Source organism: Microbispora sp. NPDC049633 (genome assembly GCF_040675265.1).
In the GTDB taxonomy this organism is placed as follows: domain Bacteria; phylum Actinomycetota; class Actinomycetes; order Streptosporangiales; family Streptosporangiaceae; genus Microbispora; species Microbispora maris.
The window spans coordinates 34,835-52,487 of the sequence record NZ_JBFAOO010000008.1; the positions used below are offsets into that span (position 1 = coordinate 34,835).

17 protein-coding genes are annotated in these 17,653 nt (G+C 72.9%); 9 read left to right on the top strand and 8 right to left on the bottom strand.

The window, feature by feature from the left end; all coding sequences use genetic code 11:
• The first annotated feature begins 85 nt into the window (after positions 1–85).
• Entirely contained in the window at positions 86–739 is a 654-nt protein-coding gene (locus AB0J39_RS04030) for a helix-turn-helix domain-containing protein (RefSeq protein ID WP_363461582.1), read from the top strand.
• A 3-nt stretch (positions 740–742) separates the two neighbouring features.
• Here AB0J39_RS04030 and AB0J39_RS04035 read toward each other — a convergent pair whose 3' ends face one another.
• Positions 743–1,462 carry a uridine kinase gene (locus AB0J39_RS04035; RefSeq protein ID WP_363461584.1) on the bottom strand — a complete coding sequence of 240 codons (720 nt, stop codon included), beginning with the start codon at positions 1,460–1,462 and terminating at the stop codon, positions 743–745.
• A gap of 90 nt (positions 1,463–1,552) precedes the next feature.
• On the opposite strand from AB0J39_RS04035, the gene AB0J39_RS04040 reads away from it, so the two are divergent.
• From AB0J39_RS04040 to AB0J39_RS04065, 6 genes are all read left to right on the top strand, one after another.
• A complete protein-coding gene (locus AB0J39_RS04040) occupies positions 1,553–2,719 on the top strand; it encodes a homogentisate 1,2-dioxygenase domain-containing protein (protein WP_363461586.1) in 1,167 nt (388 codons plus the stop codon).
• The gene (gene fahA, locus AB0J39_RS04045; RefSeq protein WP_363461664.1) at positions 2,716–3,807 is read left to right on the top strand and encodes a fumarylacetoacetase; all 1,092 of its coding nucleotides are present in this window, start codon (positions 2,716–2,718) and stop codon (positions 3,805–3,807) included. The genes AB0J39_RS04040 and fahA overlap by 4 nt, the downstream gene beginning before the upstream one ends.
• Before the next feature lie 38 nt (positions 3,808–3,845).
• Complete coding sequence (locus AB0J39_RS04050; RefSeq protein ID WP_363461588.1) at positions 3,846–5,042, top strand: Ig-like domain-containing protein; 1,197 nt, start codon at positions 3,846–3,848, stop codon at positions 5,040–5,042.
• Between the two features lie 46 nt (positions 5,043–5,088).
• On the top strand, positions 5,089–5,523 hold the full coding sequence (locus AB0J39_RS04055) for a VOC family protein (protein WP_363461590.1): 435 nt from the start codon (positions 5,089–5,091) through the stop codon (positions 5,521–5,523).
• Positions 5,524–5,616: 93 nt separating this feature from the next.
• Entirely contained in the window at positions 5,617–6,048 is a 432-nt protein-coding gene (locus AB0J39_RS04060; protein ID WP_363461592.1) for an NfeD family protein, read from the top strand.
• A gap of 2 nt (positions 6,049–6,050) precedes the next feature.
• Positions 6,051–7,145 (top strand): SPFH domain-containing protein, encoded by a 1,095-nt coding sequence (locus AB0J39_RS04065; protein WP_363461594.1) that lies wholly within the window; start codon positions 6,051–6,053, stop codon positions 7,143–7,145.
• A 1-nt stretch (position 7,146) separates the two neighbouring features.
• Here AB0J39_RS04065 and AB0J39_RS04070 read toward each other — a convergent pair whose 3' ends face one another.
• The gene (locus tag AB0J39_RS04070; protein WP_363461596.1) at positions 7,147–8,526 is read right to left on the bottom strand and encodes an FAD-dependent monooxygenase; all 1,380 of its coding nucleotides are present in this window, start codon (positions 8,524–8,526) and stop codon (positions 7,147–7,149) included.
• Between the two features lie 247 nt (positions 8,527–8,773).
• Here AB0J39_RS04070 and AB0J39_RS04075 point away from each other — a divergent pair, with 247 nt between their 5' ends.
• On the top strand, positions 8,774–10,228 hold the full coding sequence (locus AB0J39_RS04075; RefSeq protein WP_363461598.1) for an MFS transporter: 1,455 nt from the start codon (positions 8,774–8,776) through the stop codon (positions 10,226–10,228).
• A gap of 147 nt (positions 10,229–10,375) precedes the next feature.
• Entirely contained in the window at positions 10,376–10,828 is a 453-nt protein-coding gene (locus AB0J39_RS04080; protein ID WP_363461600.1) for a DoxX family protein, read from the top strand.
• 80 nt (positions 10,829–10,908) lie between these two features.
• Here AB0J39_RS04080 and AB0J39_RS04085 read toward each other — a convergent pair whose 3' ends face one another.
• The 6 genes from AB0J39_RS04085 to AB0J39_RS04110 all read right to left on the bottom strand — a co-directional run bounded on the left by AB0J39_RS04085 (position 10,909) and on the right by AB0J39_RS04110 (position 17,649).
• Positions 10,909–12,513, bottom strand: coding sequence for a YfjP family GTPase (locus AB0J39_RS04085; RefSeq protein ID WP_363461602.1), 1,605 nt, complete (start codon positions 12,511–12,513; stop codon positions 10,909–10,911).
• Positions 12,510–14,237, bottom strand: a complete 1,728-nt coding sequence (locus AB0J39_RS04090) for an ABC transporter (protein ID WP_363461604.1) — start codon at positions 14,235–14,237, stop codon at positions 12,510–12,512. The genes AB0J39_RS04085 and AB0J39_RS04090 overlap by 4 nt, the downstream gene beginning before the upstream one ends.
• Before the next feature lie 112 nt (positions 14,238–14,349).
• Entirely contained in the window at positions 14,350–14,895 is a 546-nt protein-coding gene (locus tag AB0J39_RS04095) for a hypothetical protein (RefSeq protein WP_363461606.1), read from the bottom strand.
• Between the two features lie 6 nt (positions 14,896–14,901).
• The gene (locus tag AB0J39_RS04100) at positions 14,902–16,347 is read right to left on the bottom strand and encodes a HAMP domain-containing sensor histidine kinase (protein WP_363461608.1); all 1,446 of its coding nucleotides are present in this window, start codon (positions 16,345–16,347) and stop codon (positions 14,902–14,904) included.
• A 37-nt stretch (positions 16,348–16,384) separates the two neighbouring features.
• Positions 16,385–17,074, bottom strand: coding sequence for a response regulator transcription factor (locus AB0J39_RS04105; RefSeq protein ID WP_363461610.1), 690 nt, complete (start codon positions 17,072–17,074; stop codon positions 16,385–16,387).
• Complete coding sequence (locus tag AB0J39_RS04110) at positions 17,071–17,649, bottom strand: hypothetical protein (RefSeq protein ID WP_363461612.1); 579 nt, start codon at positions 17,647–17,649, stop codon at positions 17,071–17,073. Before AB0J39_RS04110 ends, AB0J39_RS04105 begins: the two co-directional genes overlap by 4 nt.
• Positions 17,650–17,653: the final 4 nt, after the last annotated feature.

The following is a 17,653-nucleotide window of genomic DNA, read 5'->3' on the forward strand; positions in this document are numbered from 1 at the left end:
CCCGCCCGGAAAACCCACCTCGCACGTAGGCTACGTAACTCGCGGGTTTGGGCCACAGGTGGCCGAGGCGGCGATAATCGGGGACATGATGGCGGCCGAGTCGGCGCAGACGCTCGAACGTGGCTTACGGCTGTTGCGGCTGCTCGCCGACGCGAACCGGGGCCGTACGCCGACCGAGCTCGCCCAGGAGCTGGGCCTGAGCCGGCCGATCGTCTACCGGCTCCTGACGACCCTGCAGGCCGAGGGCTTCGCCCGGCGGGACGCGCAGGGCCGCGTGCATCTCGGTTTCGGGGTGCTCGTGCTGGCCCAGGCCGTGCATCCCCTCCTGCGGGCGGCGGCGCTGCCGGCGCTGCGCGCGCTCGCGGAGCAGGCGGGGGCGACCGCGCACCTGACCGTGGCCGAGGGCGACGAGGGCCTGGCCGTCGCGGTGGTCGAGCCGTCCTGGACCGACCTCCACGTCGCCTACCGCGAGGGCTCGCGTCATCCGCTGACGCGCGGCGCGGCCGGGCTGGCGCTGCTCGCGCTGCGCCGGGGCCGCAAGGATCCGGCGGTGCACACGAGCAGGGGACACCTCCAGGAGGGCGCGCAGGGCATCGCCGCGCCGGTTCCCGGGCCGCCGTGGCTGGAGGCGTCCGTCGGCGTGGTCAGCTTCGCCGACCTCGACGCGGACAAGGTGGGCCCGCTGGTCCTGGAGGCCGCCGAGCGGCTCGCGACCGCCCTGTCCGAACCCCCGCGCTGACGGTCACCACTTCAGCAGCCGCGGCTCGGTGAACACCGTGTTGTCCACGATGACGTCGGCCCGCGCCAGCGGATCGGCCTCCGCGATGTAGAGGCGCTCGGCGGGCAGATAACGGTGCAGGTGCAGCGCCTCGGCCTCGGACCCGGCCCAGTCCTGGTCGCGTTCCGCCCCGCGCCGCACCGAGGTCTCCGGCGTCACCTCCATCCAGACGCGCAGGTCCCAGTACGCGTCGATCTCCGGGCGGAACGCGAACACCCCGTCGACGATCGTGATCGCGCCGGGCGCGGCGGTCGTCCGCACCGACGAGTGGTCCACCTGGGTGAGCGGGTCGATGGAGCACAGCGCGACGTCCCCCGAGCCGCCCTGCCCCGCCGGTTCGAGCAGCAGGGCGATCGCCGCGTCGTAGTCGTAGGCGTTCCGGTAGTACCCCTCGCCCGACTCCCGGTCGTACAGGTGCCGGTCACGCCACGGCCGCTTGAAGTCGTCGAGGCTCGCCCGCAGCACGGGGCGTCCCGCTCGGGCGAGGTGCTCGGCGAGCTCGTGCCCGAAGCTCGTCTTCCCTGCCGCCGTGAACCCGTCCACGCCGACGCGCAGGCGGCCCGTCCCGAGAGCGAGCACGCGTTCCGCCACCCGCCGGACCAACGCCGTCCGCGCGGGGGATCCGGGCGCCGGCGTGGGCTGCCGCCAGGTCGAGACGGACAGGTGGATCTCCGCTGTGGTCATGACGCACAGCTTGACATTCCCGGCGGCATGGCGAATCGTCATACATATATAGGACACTGCCGTCCGATTAACGGACATATAGGAGGTGTCATGCCGTACTACCGCATGGTCGGGGAGGTGCCGCGCAAGCGCCACGTGCAGTTCCGCGCTCCCGACGGCGGGCTGTACAAGGAGGAGCTCATGGGAGAGGAGGGCTTCTCCTCCGACTCCTCGCTGCTCTATCACCGCCACGCGCCCACGGCCATCGTCAAGGCGGAGGCCGTGGACGCGGGAGCGTCCGGTCTCACGCCCAACATGCCGCTCTCCCCGCGCCATTTCCGCACCCGGGACCTGAGGCCGGAGGGCGACCTCGTCTCCGGGCGGATGCTGCTGGCGGGCAACTCCGACGTCCGCATCTCGTACGCCGCGACGGACGCGCCCAGCGAGCTGTACCGCGACTCGATGGGCGACGAGTGCGTCTACATCGCGAGCGGCCGGGCCCGCTTCGAGTCGGCGTACGGCGCGCTGGACGTGGCCGAGGGCGACTACGTGGTGATCCCGACCGGGACGATTCACCGATGGGTGCCCGAGGGCCCGGTGACCGCGCTGGTGGTCGAGGCGGCCGGGCACATCAGGCCGCCGAAGCGCTACCTGTCGCAGTACGGCCAGTTCCTGGAGCACGCGCCGTACTGCGAGCGGGACCTGCGCGCGCCGGCCGAGCCGCTGCTCGTGGACGGCGAGGAGGTCCCGGTCCTGGTCAGGACGCGGGGCGGGCTGACCCGGCTGACCTACGCCCACCATCCGTTCGACGTCGTGGGCTGGGACGGCTGCCTCTACCCCTACGCGTTCAACATCCAGGACTTCGAGCCGATCGTGAAGCGCACCCACGCGCCGCCGCCGGTCCACCAGACGTTCGAGGGCCCGGGCTTCGTCGTCTGCTCGTTCTGCCCCCGGCCGCTGGACTTCCACCCGGAGGCCGTGCCGATCCCGTACAACCACCACAACGTGGACTCCGACGAGTTCATGTTCTACGTGGGCGGCGACTACACCGCCAGAAAGGGATCGGGGATCGACGTCGGCTCGATCTCGCTGCACCCGGCCGGCTTCACGCACGGCCCGCAGCCGGGCGCGGTGGAGGCCGCCGTCGAGGCCGTAAGGAAGGGCCACACCGAGACGACCGAGATGGCCGTCATGATCGACACGTTCCGCCCGCTCGACCTCGGCCCGGCCGCCCTCGCGTGCGAGGACACCGACTACGCGTGGACGTGGGCGCGATGAGCTTCGGGCTCGACAACCTGCCGTACGGCGTGTTCTCCCGGCCCGGGGAGCCGCGCAGGGTCGGCGTACGGGTCGGGGACCACGTCCTCGACCTGGCGGCCGCCCTCGGCGGGGACGTCTACGCGGCGCCCAGCCTCAACCCGCTGCTGGCCCTGGGCCGTACGGCCTGGCAGGAGACGCGGGCGCGGGCCCGCGAGGCGGCGGCCACCGGCGACCACCTGGTCCCGCTGACGGAGGTGACCCTGCACCTGCCGGTCGAGGTGGCCGACTACGTGGACTTCTACGCGTCGCTCGAGCACGCGTCGAACCTCGGGCGGATCTTCCGCCCGGACGACGAGCCGCTCAAGCCCAACTGGCGGCAGCTGCCCGTCGGCTACCACGGGCGGGCGGGCACCGTCGTCGTCTCGGGGACGCCGATCAGGCGGCCGTGCGGGCAGCGGCCCTCGTTCGGGCCGTCGCAGAGGCTCGACATCGAGGCGGAGGTCGGCTTCGTCGTCGGGGTGCCGACGCGGCTCGGCGAGCGCGCCGGCGCGTTCGAGGACCACGTCTTCGGGGTCGCGCTCGTCAACGACTGGAGCGCCCGCGACATCCAGGCGTGGGAGTACGTCCCGCTCGGGCCGTTCCTCGGCAAGTCGTTCGCCACCTCGATGTCGGCGTGGATCACGCCGCTCGACGCCTTGGAGGAGGCCAGAGTCGAGGGCCGGTCGCAGGAACCGGAGCCGCCTGCCTATCTCCGCAGGCAGACGCCCTGGGGGCTCGACCTCACGCTGCACGTCGAGCTGAACGGCGAGACGATCTCGACGCCGTCGTTCCGCGACATGTACTGGACGCCCGACCAGATGCTCGCCCACATGACCGTCAACGGCGCCCGTCTGCGCACCGGCGACCTGTTCGCGAGCGGCACGGTCTCGTCCCCCGGGCAGTCCGGCTCGCTCATCGAGCTGACCTGGAACGGCGCGTATCCGGTCAAACTACCCGGTGAGACCCGGACCTTCCTGGAGGACGGCGACACCGTCACGATCACCGCGTGGACCTCGCACGGGATCAGCCTCGGCGAGGTCTCGGGGAGGATCCTTCCGGCGACTTAGCGTGTTCTTGTCGTCACCCATCGCTATGTTGGGTGCCCGTGAAGCCACGCATCCCGCCTCCCGCCGCCCGCGCCCTGCTCGCGGTGCCGCTCGTGGTCGCCCCGGCGCTCCTGGCGGGCTGCGCCGTACGCGTGCCGCCCGCGCCGCGCATCGTGATCGCCCCGGCCCCCGGCGCGGCGGCGGTCCCGCCTGAGGCAGGCCTGGTCGTCAGCGCGAAGGGCGGCAGGCTGACCAGCGTGCTGGCGTTCGCGGGGCGCGATCCCGTGCCCGGCACGTTCGACCCGGCCCGCACCGTCTGGCGGTCGTCGTGGACGTTGCGTCCCGGCACGCAGTATGTCGTCAACGCCGTCGCGACCGGGCCCCAGGGCGTCACCGCCCAGGTCGCGGGCCGGTTCCGCACGCTCACCCCGCGCCGCGAGCTCGCCGTCGCCTCGATCGTCCCCTCCGACGGCGAGACCGTCGGGGTCGGCATGCCGATCATCGTGACGTTCACCGGGCCGGTCGAGAACCGGGCGGCGGTCGAGCGGGCGCTGGAGGTCCGGGGCCCCGCCGAGGGCGCCTGGCACTGGGTGAGCTCCACCCAGGTCGTCTACCGGCCCCGGACGATGTGGCCGTCCGGCGGCGACGTGCGCCTGACCGCCCATCTCGCCGGCGTCCGCGCCGCCCCCGGCACGTACGGCACCGCCGACCGGAGCGTGGCCTTCACCGTGGGACGGGCCATGGTCAGCACGGTGGACACCCGCACCCACGAGATGGTGGTGCGGCAGGACGGCAGGGTGACCCGGCGCGTGCCGATCAGCGCCGGCATGGCGACCACGAGGGAGTACACGACCACGAGCGGGATCCACCTGACGATGGACAAGGGCAACCCCGTCCGCATGGTGTCCCCGGGCCGCCGCAAGGGCGACCCCGGCTTCTACGACAAGCTCATCGACTACGCCGTACGGATCTCCAACAGCGGCGAGTACGTCCACGCGCTGGACAACGTGTGGGCGCAGGGCCGGGTCAACGTCAGCCACGGCTGTCTGAACGCCCACCCCGACCAGGCGCGCTGGTTCTACGAGCACGCGCTGCGCGGCGACCCCGTCATCGTCACGGGCACGACCCGCGAGCTGGAGTGGAACAACGGCTGGGGCTTCTGGCAGCTCTCCTGGCCCCGGTGGCTGGCGGGCAGCGCCCTGCGGCACGACGGCGCGCGGGCCCCTTCCGCGGCGACCCCTTCCGCGGCCTCCTGACAGACGCGGCCGCACTCGAGTCAGCGGTCTGCATTACCGTCGAGTCATGGCAGCAGTGACGATCGACCTGACTCTCTATTGTGAGAACGCGCGGCTCCTCGCCGAGTTCTGGAAGACGGCGCTCGGCTACGTCGACGAGATCCCGGCCTCCCGGTACGGCACCGCCGAGGAGTCGTTCGCGCGGCTCGACCTGCCCACCGGCGGCGCCGACGACGACGGGGCCCTGCTCTGCGACCCCGAGGGGATCGGTCCCCGGCTCTCCATCTTCCGGGTCCCCGAGCGCGGGACGGCGGACAACCGGCTCCACATCGACGTGCGCGTGCCCGGTGAGGGCTCGGCCGCCGACCGGTGGGAGCGGATCAGGGCGGAGGCCGCCCGGCTGGTGCGCGCGGGCGGCACGATCCTGGAGGCCTTCGACGACCACATCCTGATGGCCGACCCGGAGGGCAACGAGTTCCGCGTCACCGCGGCCCCGGCGTAAGGACCTCGCACCCTGGGATAGCGCGGCCGTACGCGTTAGGTTTGAGGAGGAACCGGACCCGAGCGGTGTTCGTTCATTGCTATGGAGGCGGCAATGGACTCCTGGATCGTATGGCTCATCTTGGCAGCGGTGCTGGGCGTCGCGGAGATCTTCACGCTGACCGCGGCGTTGGGACTGCTGTCCGTCGCGGCCCTGCTCACGACCGTGGCAGCGGTCGTCGGACTGCCGCCGGCGATCCAGCTCGCCGTGTTCGTCGTCGCTTCCGCCGCCGGCCTCGCCGGGGTGCGCCCGATCGCGCTCCGGCACCTCAAGCAGCCGCCGCCGAAGCGCTTCGGCGTGCCCGCGCTCATCGGCAAGTCCGCGTACGTGACCAAGGAGGTCACGGGCAGGGACGGCCGGGTGCGCATCGGCGGGGAGGAGTGGTCGGCCCGTGCGTACGACGAGACGCTCGTGATCCCGCCAGGGGCCACGGTCGACGTCATAGAGATCGAGGGCGCCACCGCCCTCGTCTATCCCCGGGAGTGATCATGGACGGAGCATTGATCGCCGGACTCGTCATCGCGTTCGTCGCGATTCTGACGGTGCTGCGGGCGGTCCGGATCGTGCCCCAGGCCAGAGCCGGCAACGTCGAGCGCCTGGGCAGGTACTACCGCACGCTGGGGCCCGGCCTGAACTTCGTCATCCCGTACATCGACCGGGTCCGCCCGCTGCTGGACCTGCGCGAGCAGGTGGTGTCGTTCAAGCCCCAGCCGGTCATCACCGAGGACAACCTCGTCGTGGACATCGACACCGTGCTGTATTTCCAGGTCACCGATCCCCGGGCCGCGGAGTACGAGATCGCCAACTTCATCCAGGGCGTCGAGCAGCTCACCGTGACGACGCTGCGCAACGTGGTCGGCGGCATGGACCTGGAGAAGACGCTCACCTCGCGTGACATGATCAACAGCCAGCTGCGCGGCGTGCTCGACGAGGCCACCGGAAAGTGGGGCATCCGGGTCAACCGGGTCGAGATCAAGGCGATCGACCCGCCGAAGACCATCAAGGACGCCATGGAGAAGCAGATGCGCGCCGAGCGGGACAAGCGCGCGGCGATCCTCACGGCGGAGGGCCAGCGGCAGTCGCAGATCCTCACGGCCGAGGGCGAGAAGCAGAGCGCGATCCTGCGCGCCGAGGGTGAGCGCACCTCGCAGATCCTCAAGGCCCAGGGTCAGTCGCAGGCGATCGACGAGGTGTTCCAGGCCGTCCACCGCAACGACCCCGACCCCAAGCTGCTCGCCTACCAGTACCTCCAGGTGCTGCCGCAGCTCGCCCAGGGCCAGGGCAACACGATGTGGGTGATCCCGAGCGAGGTCACCTCGGCGCTCAACACGTTGTCGAGGGCGTTCACCGAGTCGCTGCCCGCGAGCCGGGCCACCGTGACCGACGGCAGGGAGCACGAGCGCCGGACGGTGGGCGACGAGGCCGTCGCCGAGGCCGAGCGGGCCGCCGCCGAGGCCAGGGCGGCGGTCGAGGACAGCGAGCTGGGACCGCGCCAGATCGAGTCCCGCCGCGCCGATCTCGGCGCGGACGGCGTCCCGAACCCCGACCCCGCCCACGCCGTACGCCCGGACGAGCGCCCGTAGCTCACACCATGGCCAGGTAGGCGGCGAGCTCGTCCGCTGAGGAGGTGGAGATCCCGACGTACCCGTCCGGCCGGACGAGGGTGTACCGCTCGCCGCCGTACGGCTCGGCGACCTCGTACGCGCGCACCTCGGGGCCGGCGGGGACGTGCGGGGCGAGACCGGCGGACAGCAGGGTGAAGTGCGGGCCCCGCAGCAGGTCGAACACGCGGGCCCGCGTCCCGTCCGCCAGCGGGAGCGGTCCGTCGGGCATCCGGTCGCCGCCGCGCCGGGCGAGCGAGCCGCCCCGGTAGCTCAGCGAGAGCTGGTAGGTCTCCTCGTCGCGTTTGTAGGACTTCTTGCCGGCGAGGTCCGCGCTGAGTCCGAGCACCCGGGCGGCGACGGGCCTGCGTTCCTCCTCGTAGGTGTCCAGCAGCGTCTCCGGCGCGCCGGAGAGCACGCGGGCGAGCTTCCAGCCCAGGTTGTAGGCGTCCTGGACACCGGTGTTGAGCCCCTGCCCGCCCGCCGGCGGATGCACGTGGACGGCGTCCCCGGCCAGGAGGACACGGCCGGAGCGGTAGCGGTCGGCGAGGCGGATGTTGACCCGGTAGAGGGAGGACCACAGCAGCTCGGTCAGGCGCACCCGGCGCAGCATCGACCGCTCCGCGAACACGCGCTGATAGCCGGGCAGCGTCTGCTCGGGGGTCTCGCCCGGCTTGAGCGTGGCGAGGATCTGGAAGGTGTCGGTGCCGGCCATCGGGTAGAGCGCCACCGTTCCCTTGCCCGGACGCACCCAGACGTGGATGTGGTCCCGGTCGAGCCCCTCGGCCCGTACGTCGCCCAGGGCCATCCGCTGCTCCTCGCGGGTCTCGCCGGCGAAGCCGATGCCGAGGGCCTTGCGCACGGGGCTTCTGCCGCCGTCCGCCGCGACGAGGTAACGCGCCCGCACGGTCTCGCCCGTGCCGAGCCCGGCGGTCACCCCGTCCGCGTCCTGCTCGAAGCCGGTCAGTGCGGCGCCCTGCTCCACCTTCCCGCCCAGCTCGGTCAGGCGCTCGCGCAGCACCGCCTCGGTGCGCCACTGCGGATGCATCAGCACCGTGGGGTACGGCACCGCGTCCGTGGCCTCGGCGGGCCTGTGCATGCGGGCCTGCCAGACCGGCACCCTGCCCATCCGGACCCGCAGCGGCGGGTAGGGCGTGGCCGCCGCCAGGATCGGGCCGATCACGCCGAGGTCGTCGAAGACCTCCAGTGTGCGCGGCTGCAGGCCCTTGCCCTTGGAGCCGGCCGCGGGCTCGGGCGCCTGCTCGACGATCCGGCAGGCGACGCCCCGCCGGGCCAGGTCCACGGCGAGGGTGAGCCCGGTCGGGCCGGCTCCGGCGATCAGTACGTCGGTGGTCTCGTGCATGCCCCGACCATGCCGGGCCGCTCTGCCGAACCGCTGTCACGCGCCTGCCATGCCCTGCCGCCGCGTCGCCCCCCGAATCCCCGTGGCGACTGTCATCGCTGTAAGTGAGGAGTGAGTTGACGGGTACCCGATCAGGGGGACTGTTGCTGCCGGACACGTGAGGTGGAGGCTTTGACCGGGTGCGAGGACATCTCCGTGGAGGGTGAGCGACTCCCCGCCGCTTCGCCGAGGCGAGGTGCGCGTACCGGTGCCTGACCGGTCGAGCAGCGGGATCCCGGCGAATGGGACGCCCGGCAGGCACGGGCGGCAGGTCGCCGACCCCCGCCGCTGGAAGGCGCTGACCGTCTGCCTGATCGCCGGTTTCGTCACCTGGCTGGACATCAGCATCGTCAACGTGGCGTTGCCCTCCATCCGCATCGCGCTGAATGCCCCGCCGAGCGACCTGCAGTGGGTGGTGTCGGGATACGCGTTCGCCTTCGGGCTGCTGCTGGTGCCTGCCGGGCGATTCGGTGACACGCACGGCCGGCGCAACGTGTTCCTCTTCGGCGCGGCCCTGTTCACCCTGGCCAGCGCCGCCGCCGGGGCCGCCCCCGAATCGAGCTGGCTGATCGTGGCGCGGATCGTACAGGGGGCGGCCGCGGGAGTGATCGCTCCGCAGGTCACCGGTCTGATCCAGCAGCTTTTCCACGATGCGGAGCGGGGCCGGGCGTTCGGCCTGCTGGGTGCCACGATGAGCATCTCAACCGCGGTCGGCCCGCTGCTCGGTGGCCTGCTCATCAGGTTCAGCGGTGAGCGTGAGGGGTGGCGCCACGTCCTGCACGTCAGCATACCGATCAGCCTTATCGCCATGATTCTGGCGTACCGGTACATCCCCGGGCGGCCGGCCGGGAAGCGGTGGCGGCGGGAAAGCATGGACCCTGTGGGAGTGCTGCTCCTGGCCGCCGGCGTCCTGCTGCTGATCCTCCCGCTTGTGGAGGGGCGTGCATGGCCGGGACCGAGCAAATGGCTGCTGATACTGACCGGGGCCGTCGTGCTCACCGGCTTCGTGGGCTGGGAGCACTGGTACGGGAAGCGCCACGACCCGATAGTCGATCTTTCTTTGTTCCGCCGAGGCTCATATGCCCTCGGAACCCTGCTCGCGCTGCTCTACTTCGGCGGATTCACCGCGATCTTCTTCATCATCACCCAGTACCTGCAGGAGGGCCTGCACTACTCCGCGCTGCGAGCGGGCTTGGTGAGCGCGGCATTCGCGCTGGGATCGGCACTCAGCGCCGCGTTCGGTGGCCGGGTCGTCGTCCGGTTCGGCCGCCCGCTGGTCGTGTTCGGGCTGGTGCTGGTCACGCTCGGATTGGCCGCCACCGAACCCGCCATGCGGCTGGTCTCCGGCCAGAACGCGGCCTGGGCGATCGCGGCGCCGTTGTTCGTCGCCGGGGTGGGCAACGGCCTGATCGTCTCGCCCAACCAGACGCTGACCTTGTCGGCTGTGCCTGTCGCCGAGGCCGGGGTTGCCGCCGGCATGTTGCAGATGGGACAGCGCATCGGCGCCTCCATCGGTATCGCGGCGGTGGGCTCGGCTCATGGCATCTATGCGGCGTCGTTTCAGCAAGCACTGCTGATCAACATCATGTTCGTGCTGGCCGCCCTGGCCGCCGGGATCGCCGACGTGTTCGTCGAGCGCCGCGCTGACCGGCGGCCCGAATGAAGGATTCGGGCAGGACAGCACAGGACACCCAAACGGATCATTGACCGGACAGGGATTGTATGCCCACCCGACTGGACCCTAGCGTCACAAATATGTCGTCTCGTCGCTCTGTAGGCCACCGTGGACGTACATGGGAGTAGCCCCACAGTGAACGAACGGCCGACTCTCATCGAGAAGGCGCAGCCGATCGCACTGCTGCTCGCCCGCGTCGGGCTGGGCACCATCTTCATCGCGAACGGATGGGAGAAGTTCGCGATGTCGGGCATCAGCGGCACCACCGCATTCTTCAAATCGGTGGGCGTGCCGCTCCCCGCGGTGTCGGCCGTGGTGATCGCGACCCTCGAACTGGCCGGAGGCGTGGCACTGGTGCTCGGGCTGCTGCTGCCCGTGGTCGGCACGCTGCTCACACTCGACATGCTGGGAGCGATCGTCTTCGTTCACGGCAGCAAGGGCTTCTTCATCGCCGACGACGGCGTCGAGTTCGTCCTGGGCCTCGCGGCGGCCAGCCTCGCCATCGCCTTCAGCGGAGGAGGCGCCCTCGCCGCCGACAACCTGTGGCGAGGACGCAGGACGAAGGCCTTGGAACACAAGTCGCGATGACGCCCGCATGGTCGGACAACAGCGCCGGGCCGCCCTGCCCAACCGCTGTCACGCGCCTGCCGTCTCGCGGCAGGCCGGGGTCACGAGGCGGCGAGCGACAGTCGGTCGGCGAATCTGGCGTAGCGGTCGAGTTCGTCCCTGGTGGGCGCGACGATCAGCTCGCCGGCCACCCGTTCGATGCCGTCACGCAACGCCTTGGCGGCTCTGCGCGCCCTGCGCCGCCCGCCGATCCAGGCGAACACCCGGCACAGCAGCGCGATCAGCACTCCCGCCAGCGCGCCGCCCAGCAGGAGCACGGTCGGCCACGGCGCCCGGCCGAGCGTGGGGGTGGGGAGCTCTGGCAGCATGAGGTAGTTCAGCGCGAAGCGCACGAGCAGCCAGATCGCGCCCGCGGCCATCGCGGCGACCGTCAGCCACTGCGCCGTTCCCGCCACGCGCCACCATCGGGGGGCTTTGGCGACGCCGCCCGACGTGGCCGCGGCCACGGTGCGGTCCAGGGCATCGGTCAGCTCCTCCGACCGCGACCGCGCCGCGTGCCGTACGGCCGTCGCCCACGGCTCGGGCACCGCCTGCGACGCGGCGGCCCCGACGTCCCGCAGGGCGGTGTCCACGGCCGAGACCTCGACGGCGGTGGCGGCGGGCAGGGAGGAGCGGGCCGCCCCGGTCAGATGCAGACGGCGCAGCGGATCGGGCCTCAGCTTGCGCAGCCAGCGCGTGACCGGCCAGCCCGTCGCGGCGACCGAGCGGTGCCGGTGCGACTTCGCGACCGCCTCGACCGCGACCGGCGCTCCGGCCGCCTGCGCCAGCGCCCGCGTCAGAGTTCTGCCGACGGCGACCTCCGGCACCGCCACGGCGCCCGGCTCCGGTTCCCGCGCGGCCGGGGGCCGGGTGGCCGCCCAGAGCCCGGCGGCGGCCGAGGCCACGTCGGCGGCGAGCCGCGACGACCAGGCGCGGCGGCGGGAGATCTCGCGGTCGAGCAGCGCCCGCAGTTCGGGGACGCCCTCGCCGGTGCGCGCGGAGACGCCCAGCACCGCGACCCCCTCCAGCCCGTCCGCCGCCAGCAGTCCGCGCAGGTCGTCGAGACAGCGCTTGACCGAGCGTTCGGGCAGCCGGTCCACCTGGTTGAGCACGACGACCATGACGTCCCGGTGCCGCGCGAGTGGACGCAGGTAGCGCTCGTGCACGGCCGCGTCGGCGTACTTCTGCGGGTCGAGCACCCAGACCAGCAGGTCCACCACGCCGACCAGGCGGTCGACCTCCCTGCGGTGGGCCAGCTCGATGGAGTCGTGGTCGGGCAGGTCCAGCAGGATCAGCCCCGACGCGTCGCCCTCGACGGTGTGGCGCAGGGGGACGTCGAGCCAGTCGAGCAGCGGTCCCGCGCCGCCGCTGCCCCACAGGGCTGCCTGCGCCTTGGCCGTCGTCGGCCGGGTCACCCCCACCGTCGCCAATTCGGTCCCGGACAGGGCGTTGAACAGCGACGACTTGCCGCTTCCCGTCGCCCCGGCGAGGGCGACCGCGGTGTGGTCCACCGACAGGCCTCGCCGTACTCCGGCCCGGGCGACGACGGCGCGCGCGTGGTCCACGGCCTCCTGGCCGAGCCGGCCCTCCGCCAGGCCGGCGGCCTCCGCGAGCGCCTCCAGGCGGTCGTCCAGCGACACCTCCGCCTTCCTGCGCGGGAGCTTCACAGGACGCCCCTCTCCTGTACGGCCTTCGCCGCCTCCCGCAGCCGGGCGGACGTCTCCGGCGCCGGGCCCAGCCCCTCCACCAGGGAGGTGAAGCGGGCGCGTTCCTCGTCGAACAGCGCGCGGACGCGCCGCCGCAGGTCCTCACGGGCCTCCTGCGTCAGCGTGCGTACCGCCTGGTCGCCGAAGACGGCTTCGAGCAGCTTCTGGCTGAGCACGCCGGTGCCGCCGGCGATGCCCAGCTCGATGCCGGTGATCCCGCCGGTCGTGGAGAAAACGGCCAGCATGATCAGCACGCCGAGGCTGTTCACGCCGAACGACGCCGCCCTGGCGAGCGTGCGCCGGTCGGCGCCCTCGGAGCGGACGAGGTCGAGCACGTGCCCCTGCCAGGCGCGTACGGCCTCGCCGGCCCGGCGGGGCAGATCCGGCGAGGCGCGCCCGAGCCGCCCGGAGACGGTGACACCGGACTTGTCCAGCAGGTCGCGCCCGGCCGGCAGGGCCAGCCACGCCTCGACGGCCCGTTCCGCCGCTCCGTCGGCGGTGGCGCGGATCAGCGACTCCACCCCGCTCTCCAGCGCCACGCGCAGCTCCCTGTCCGGCGCCGGGCGGCCCCGGAACGCGGCGGCGAGACGGTCGCGCAGCCAGCCGATCCGCGACTCCAGCGAGCGCATCAGGTCGCCGGTGCCGACGAAGTCCTGCCAGCGGGCCAGCACCTCGCCGCGCAGCAGCCTGCCGTCGCGCATCCCGTCGTCGAAGGCCGACATCGCCACGTCGTACGCCCTGCTCGCGATGTCGCGCAGCTCGGCGATGCCCGCCCGCTGACGCTCCACCCGGTCGGCCAGGTCGGGCACCCGGGTGCCCAGGCTGTCCAGAGCCCCGGTCAGGGTCCGCCGTACGACCTCCGCCCGGGCCTTGGCGTCCACCGACAGGTCGGCGAGCCAGGTCGCGATCGGCTGCACGACGTCGGCGGGCAGCCGGGCCCGCTCCGACGGCAGCTCCAGCTCCGGGACGGTGAACAAGGGGGTGCCGCCCAGGCCGTTGTCCCGCAGCAGCCGGGTCAGGTCGGCGGCCACGGGTGCGCACGCCTCGGCCGGGACCCGCTGGAGGATCACCGCGAGCGCCGTGCTCCGCTCCCTGGCCAGGCGCAGGAAGCTCCACGGCACCTCGTCGGCGTACCGCGCGGCGGTCGTGACGAACAACCACAGGTCGGCCGCGGCGAGCAGTTGCGCCGCCAGCTCGCGGTTGGCCGTGACGATCGAGTCGATGTCGGGGGCGTCGAGCAGCGCCAGCCCGGGAGGCAGGCCCTCCACGGGGGCGATCCGCAGGGTGCCCGGCTCGCCGCGCCCCCCGCCGGCCGCTCCTCCCGTCACCCTGGCCAGCCCGGGCAGGACCGTGGTGGAGGTGAACCAGGTGGCGTCGGCGGGGTTGCACACCAGAGTCGGGGCGAGCGTGGTGGGCCGCAGCACCCCGGGCTCGGTCACGGTCACCCCGGCCAGCGAGTTGACCAGGGTGGACTTGCCCGCCCCGGTGGAGCCGCCGACCACGGCGAGCAGCGGCGCGTCGATCGCCGCCAGACGAGGCAGCAGATAGTCGTCGAGCTGCCCGCGCAGCTCCACCAGGACGCGCCGGTCGGCCGCGGCGTCCCCGATCTCCAGGGGGAACAGGTCCTGATCGAGGTGACGCCGCAGGCTCTCCAGGGCGGCCCGTAGCCTGTCGTTCCCCGCCATACTCCCGACCTTCCCCGAGGAGGGCCCGCGAATCAGCCGCCGGAGCGGGCCGCCACCGGGCTCGGTCGCCCGGCTACGGCAGCGGCGACGGCCGGGACAGGTCGTCTCCGCCTCAGGCTTCGGGCGCGGACGCGGCGGCGGGCGTGGGCGCCGGCAGCAGGACCTGGCACTTGTCGTACGCCTTGGCGACCTTCGGGTCCGCCGTGGCCAGGCCGCGCACGCGCCCGCCGGCGGGCAGCTCGGCGCCGTTGTCCTTCATGCAGGTGCGGAACGCCTGCATGGCCTGCGGGTCGGCGCCGTTTCCGCCGCCGAACCCGCCCCGCCCGCCTTGCGGCATCAGGGAGCGGCACGCCTCGAACGCCTTGCTCGTCGCCGGGTCCATCGACCGGAACCCGCCGAAGCCCCCGCCGGGCCTGCCGCTCGGCCTGCCACTGGGCCTGCCACTGGGCCGCGCGCTCGGCATGCCCGAGGGACGCCCGCTGGGGAGCGTGAGGCCGTGCTCGCGCAGGCACGCGGTGAACGCCGCCCGGGGATCGGCGGACGTGCTGGTCGAGGCGGTCGAGGTGGTCGAGGCGGCGGTGTCGTCGGCGCCGCCGCAGCCGGCGACCGTGACCGTCAGCGCCGCCGCGGCGACCACGATGGACAGGTGTCGTCGCAAAGGGGATCACCCTAGCCTTTCTTCTGGCGGGCACGCGGGGAGGCGGACGCGGAACACCGCGCCGCGGCCGGGCTCGCTGTCGGCCGTGATGGTGCCGCCGTGGGCCTGGACGAGGGCGGCGGCGATGGACAGCCCGAGTCCCGTGCCGCCGGAATCCGACCGGCTGCGCGCGGGATCGGCGCGGTAGAACCTCTCGAAGACGCGCTCGGCGTCGCCGGGGGCCAGGCCGGGGCCCTCGTCGGCCACCTCGATCAGCGCCTGCGATCCGGGCACGAGGCCCACGCCCACCCGGAACGCGGTGCCCGCGGGAGTGTGCCGCAGGGCGTTGCCGACGAGGTTGCCGACGACCTGGCGCAGCCGCGCCTCGTCGCCAAGCACCCGGACCGGCTCCTCCGAGTCGTCCAGCCGCAGCAGGTCGATCTCCCGGTCCGGCGCGAGCGTCTGCGCGTCGAGCACCGCCCCCGCCGCGAGGCTGAGCACGTCGACCGGGCGGCGTTCGAGAGGGCGCTGCTGATCGAGCCGGGCGAGCAGCAGCAGGTCGTCCACGAGCAGGCCCATGCGTACGGCCTGGTCCTCGATGCGGCGCAGCAGCAGGACGGGGTCCTGCGAACTCTGCTGGCGATACAGCTCGGCGAAACCGCGGATCGAGGTGAGCGGGGTGCGCAGCTCGTGGGAGGCGTCGGCCATGAACCGGCGCATCCGCTCCTGCGACGCCTCCCGCTCGCGGAACGCCGTCTCGATCTGGGTGAGCATGCCGTTGATGGACCGGCCGAGACGGCCCATCTCCGTGCGCCGGTGCCGGAGCGGGACGCGCCGCGACAGGTCGCCGGCCGCGATCGCCTCCGCCGTCCTCTCGATCTCCCCCAGCGGGCGCAGGCTGCGCCGTACGAGCCAGTAACAGGCGACGCCGAGCGCGACGAGCACGGCGAGGCCGACCCCGACGACGATCACCGCCAGCTGGGAGACCGTGCCGTCGATGTCGGCCAGGCTGATGGCGGCGACGCGGAAACGGGCGCCGTCCTCCTCGCGTACGGCGATCGCCCGCCACAGCACCCCCGATGGGGACTCCACCGTGAACAGCCACCGCTCCCGGTCCTGGCGGGGCCTGGGCAGCGCGGGCGGCGGGTCGGCGTTCGGCGGCTCCTGGACGGTGCGGACCACGGTGCCGTACCGGTCGAGCACGACGATGTAGAACGACCCGAACTGCCTCGGCGGCCGGGACACGGCGTTGGCGGCCTGGGCGGGAGGCGGCTCGGCCGGGCGCCGGCCGACGGCCGTGAGCTGCGCGTCGACCCGCTGCACCAGGTAACCCCGCAGGAGCTGGACGGCGAAGCCGCCGGTCAGCGCGATCGCGAGCGTCACGAGCAGCAGCGTCCCCGCGACGAGCCGCAGCCAGAGCGGGGTCCGCGCGGCCCGCCGCCGCAGCTCCCCGACGCTCAGTGAACGCGGCACCCGGCGGACGCGAGCCGGGCCGCCGGAACGGAGCAGGTCAGTGACGCGGCGCACGGAGGACATAGCCGACGCCGCGGAGCGTGTGGATCAGCTTGGGCTCGGTGGTGTCGACCTTGCGCCGGAGATAGGAGACGTACGACTCGACCACGTTGTGGTCGCCGCCGAAGTCGTAGTGCCAGACGTGGTCGAGGATCTGCGCCTTCGACAGCACCCGGCCCTGGTTGGCCATGAAGTAGTGCAGCAGCTTGAACTCGGTGGGCGACAGCCGTACGAGGGCGCCGCCGCGCCAGACCTGGTGGGAGTCCTCTTCGAGCTCCAGGTCGGCGACGCGCAGCCGGGCGGGGGCGGCGTCGCCGCCGCGCGTGCGGCGCAGCACGGCCCGGATGCGTGCGAGCACCTCCTCCAGGCTGAACGGCTTGGTGACGTAGTCGTCGCCGTAGCCCAGCCCGGCGATCTTGTCCTCGGTGGCGTCCCTGGCGGTGAGGAACAGCACCGGGACCCGCCGCCCGGACGCGTGCAGCCGGTCGGAGACGGCGAAGCCGTCCAGGTCCGGCAGCATGACGTCGAGCACGATCAGGTCGGGGCGCACCTTGCCGGCGATCTGGACCGCCTCCCGGCCGGTGGCCGCGGTGATCACCTCGAACCCGGCGTACCGCAGGCTCGCCGACAGCAGTTCCCTGATGTCGGGCTCGTCGTCGACGACCAGCAGCCGACCCTCCGGGGTCATGATCCCGCCCTCCGGCCCATGGGCGAGCCCTGAGTGACCGACGTCGCCGCCACCTGGCCCTGGGCGTCGGCGGCGCCCGCGACGGTGACGAAGCTGCCCGGCTTGAGGTCGGAGACCTTCCCCGCCCGGCTGACCTGGACCCTGGTGTCGCCCGACGTGGTCACCGTGACCACGCCGCCGTTCGCGGTCTGGACGTAGATCTTGTCGCCGTCGACGAGCTTGACCGTGCCGAAGGTCATCCCACCGGACCCTGCCCCTGCCCTTGTATCGGCGCCCCCGCCGCCGAAGCCGCCGCCCGCGCCTCGTGCGTACCCACCGCCCGCGGGGGCCTGACCGGCGCCGGAGTACGCCCCCGGGCCGGCCGCGCGGGACGGGACCTGGCCCGGTGTGGAGCCGCCCAGGAGCTTCTGCACCTGGATGCCGAGGAGCAGCCCGGCCACGAGCAGGACGCCCCCGGCCAGGGCGAGCGTCAGCTTCGACCCGCCCGCCCGCGCGGGACGCGCCGTCAGCACCTCCTGGAGGTCGTCGTCGAACGGCGAGGTCTCCAGAAGCTCCTCGGTGTCGTTCCTGCTCACATGA

Bases quoted from the DNA above. Each gene is read 5' to 3' on its own strand.
- AB0J39_RS04030 (WP_363461582.1), top strand. From the start codon at position 86: ATGATGGCGGCCGAGTCGGCGCAGACGCTCGAACGTGGCTTACGGCTG.
- AB0J39_RS04035 (WP_363461584.1), bottom strand. From the start codon at position 1,462: ATGACCACAGCGGAGATCCACCTGTCCGTCTCGACCTGGCGGCAGCCC.
- AB0J39_RS04040 (WP_363461586.1), top strand. From the start codon at position 1,553: ATGCCGTACTACCGCATGGTCGGGGAGGTGCCGCGCAAGCGCCACGTG.
- fahA (WP_363461664.1), top strand. From the start codon at position 2,716: ATGAGCTTCGGGCTCGACAACCTGCCGTACGGCGTGTTCTCCCGGCCC.
- AB0J39_RS04055 (WP_363461590.1), top strand. From the start codon at position 5,089: ATGGCAGCAGTGACGATCGACCTGACTCTCTATTGTGAGAACGCGCGG.
- AB0J39_RS04060 (WP_363461592.1), top strand. From the start codon at position 5,617: ATGGACTCCTGGATCGTATGGCTCATCTTGGCAGCGGTGCTGGGCGTC.
- AB0J39_RS04065 (WP_363461594.1), top strand. From the start codon at position 6,051: ATGGACGGAGCATTGATCGCCGGACTCGTCATCGCGTTCGTCGCGATT.
- AB0J39_RS04070 (WP_363461596.1), bottom strand. From the start codon at position 8,526: ATGCACGAGACCACCGACGTACTGATCGCCGGAGCCGGCCCGACCGGG.
- AB0J39_RS04090 (WP_363461604.1), bottom strand. From the start codon at position 14,237: ATGGCGGGGAACGACAGGCTACGGGCCGCCCTGGAGAGCCTGCGGCGT.
- AB0J39_RS04105 (WP_363461610.1), bottom strand. From the start codon at position 17,074: ATGACCCCGGAGGGTCGGCTGCTGGTCGTCGACGACGAGCCCGACATC.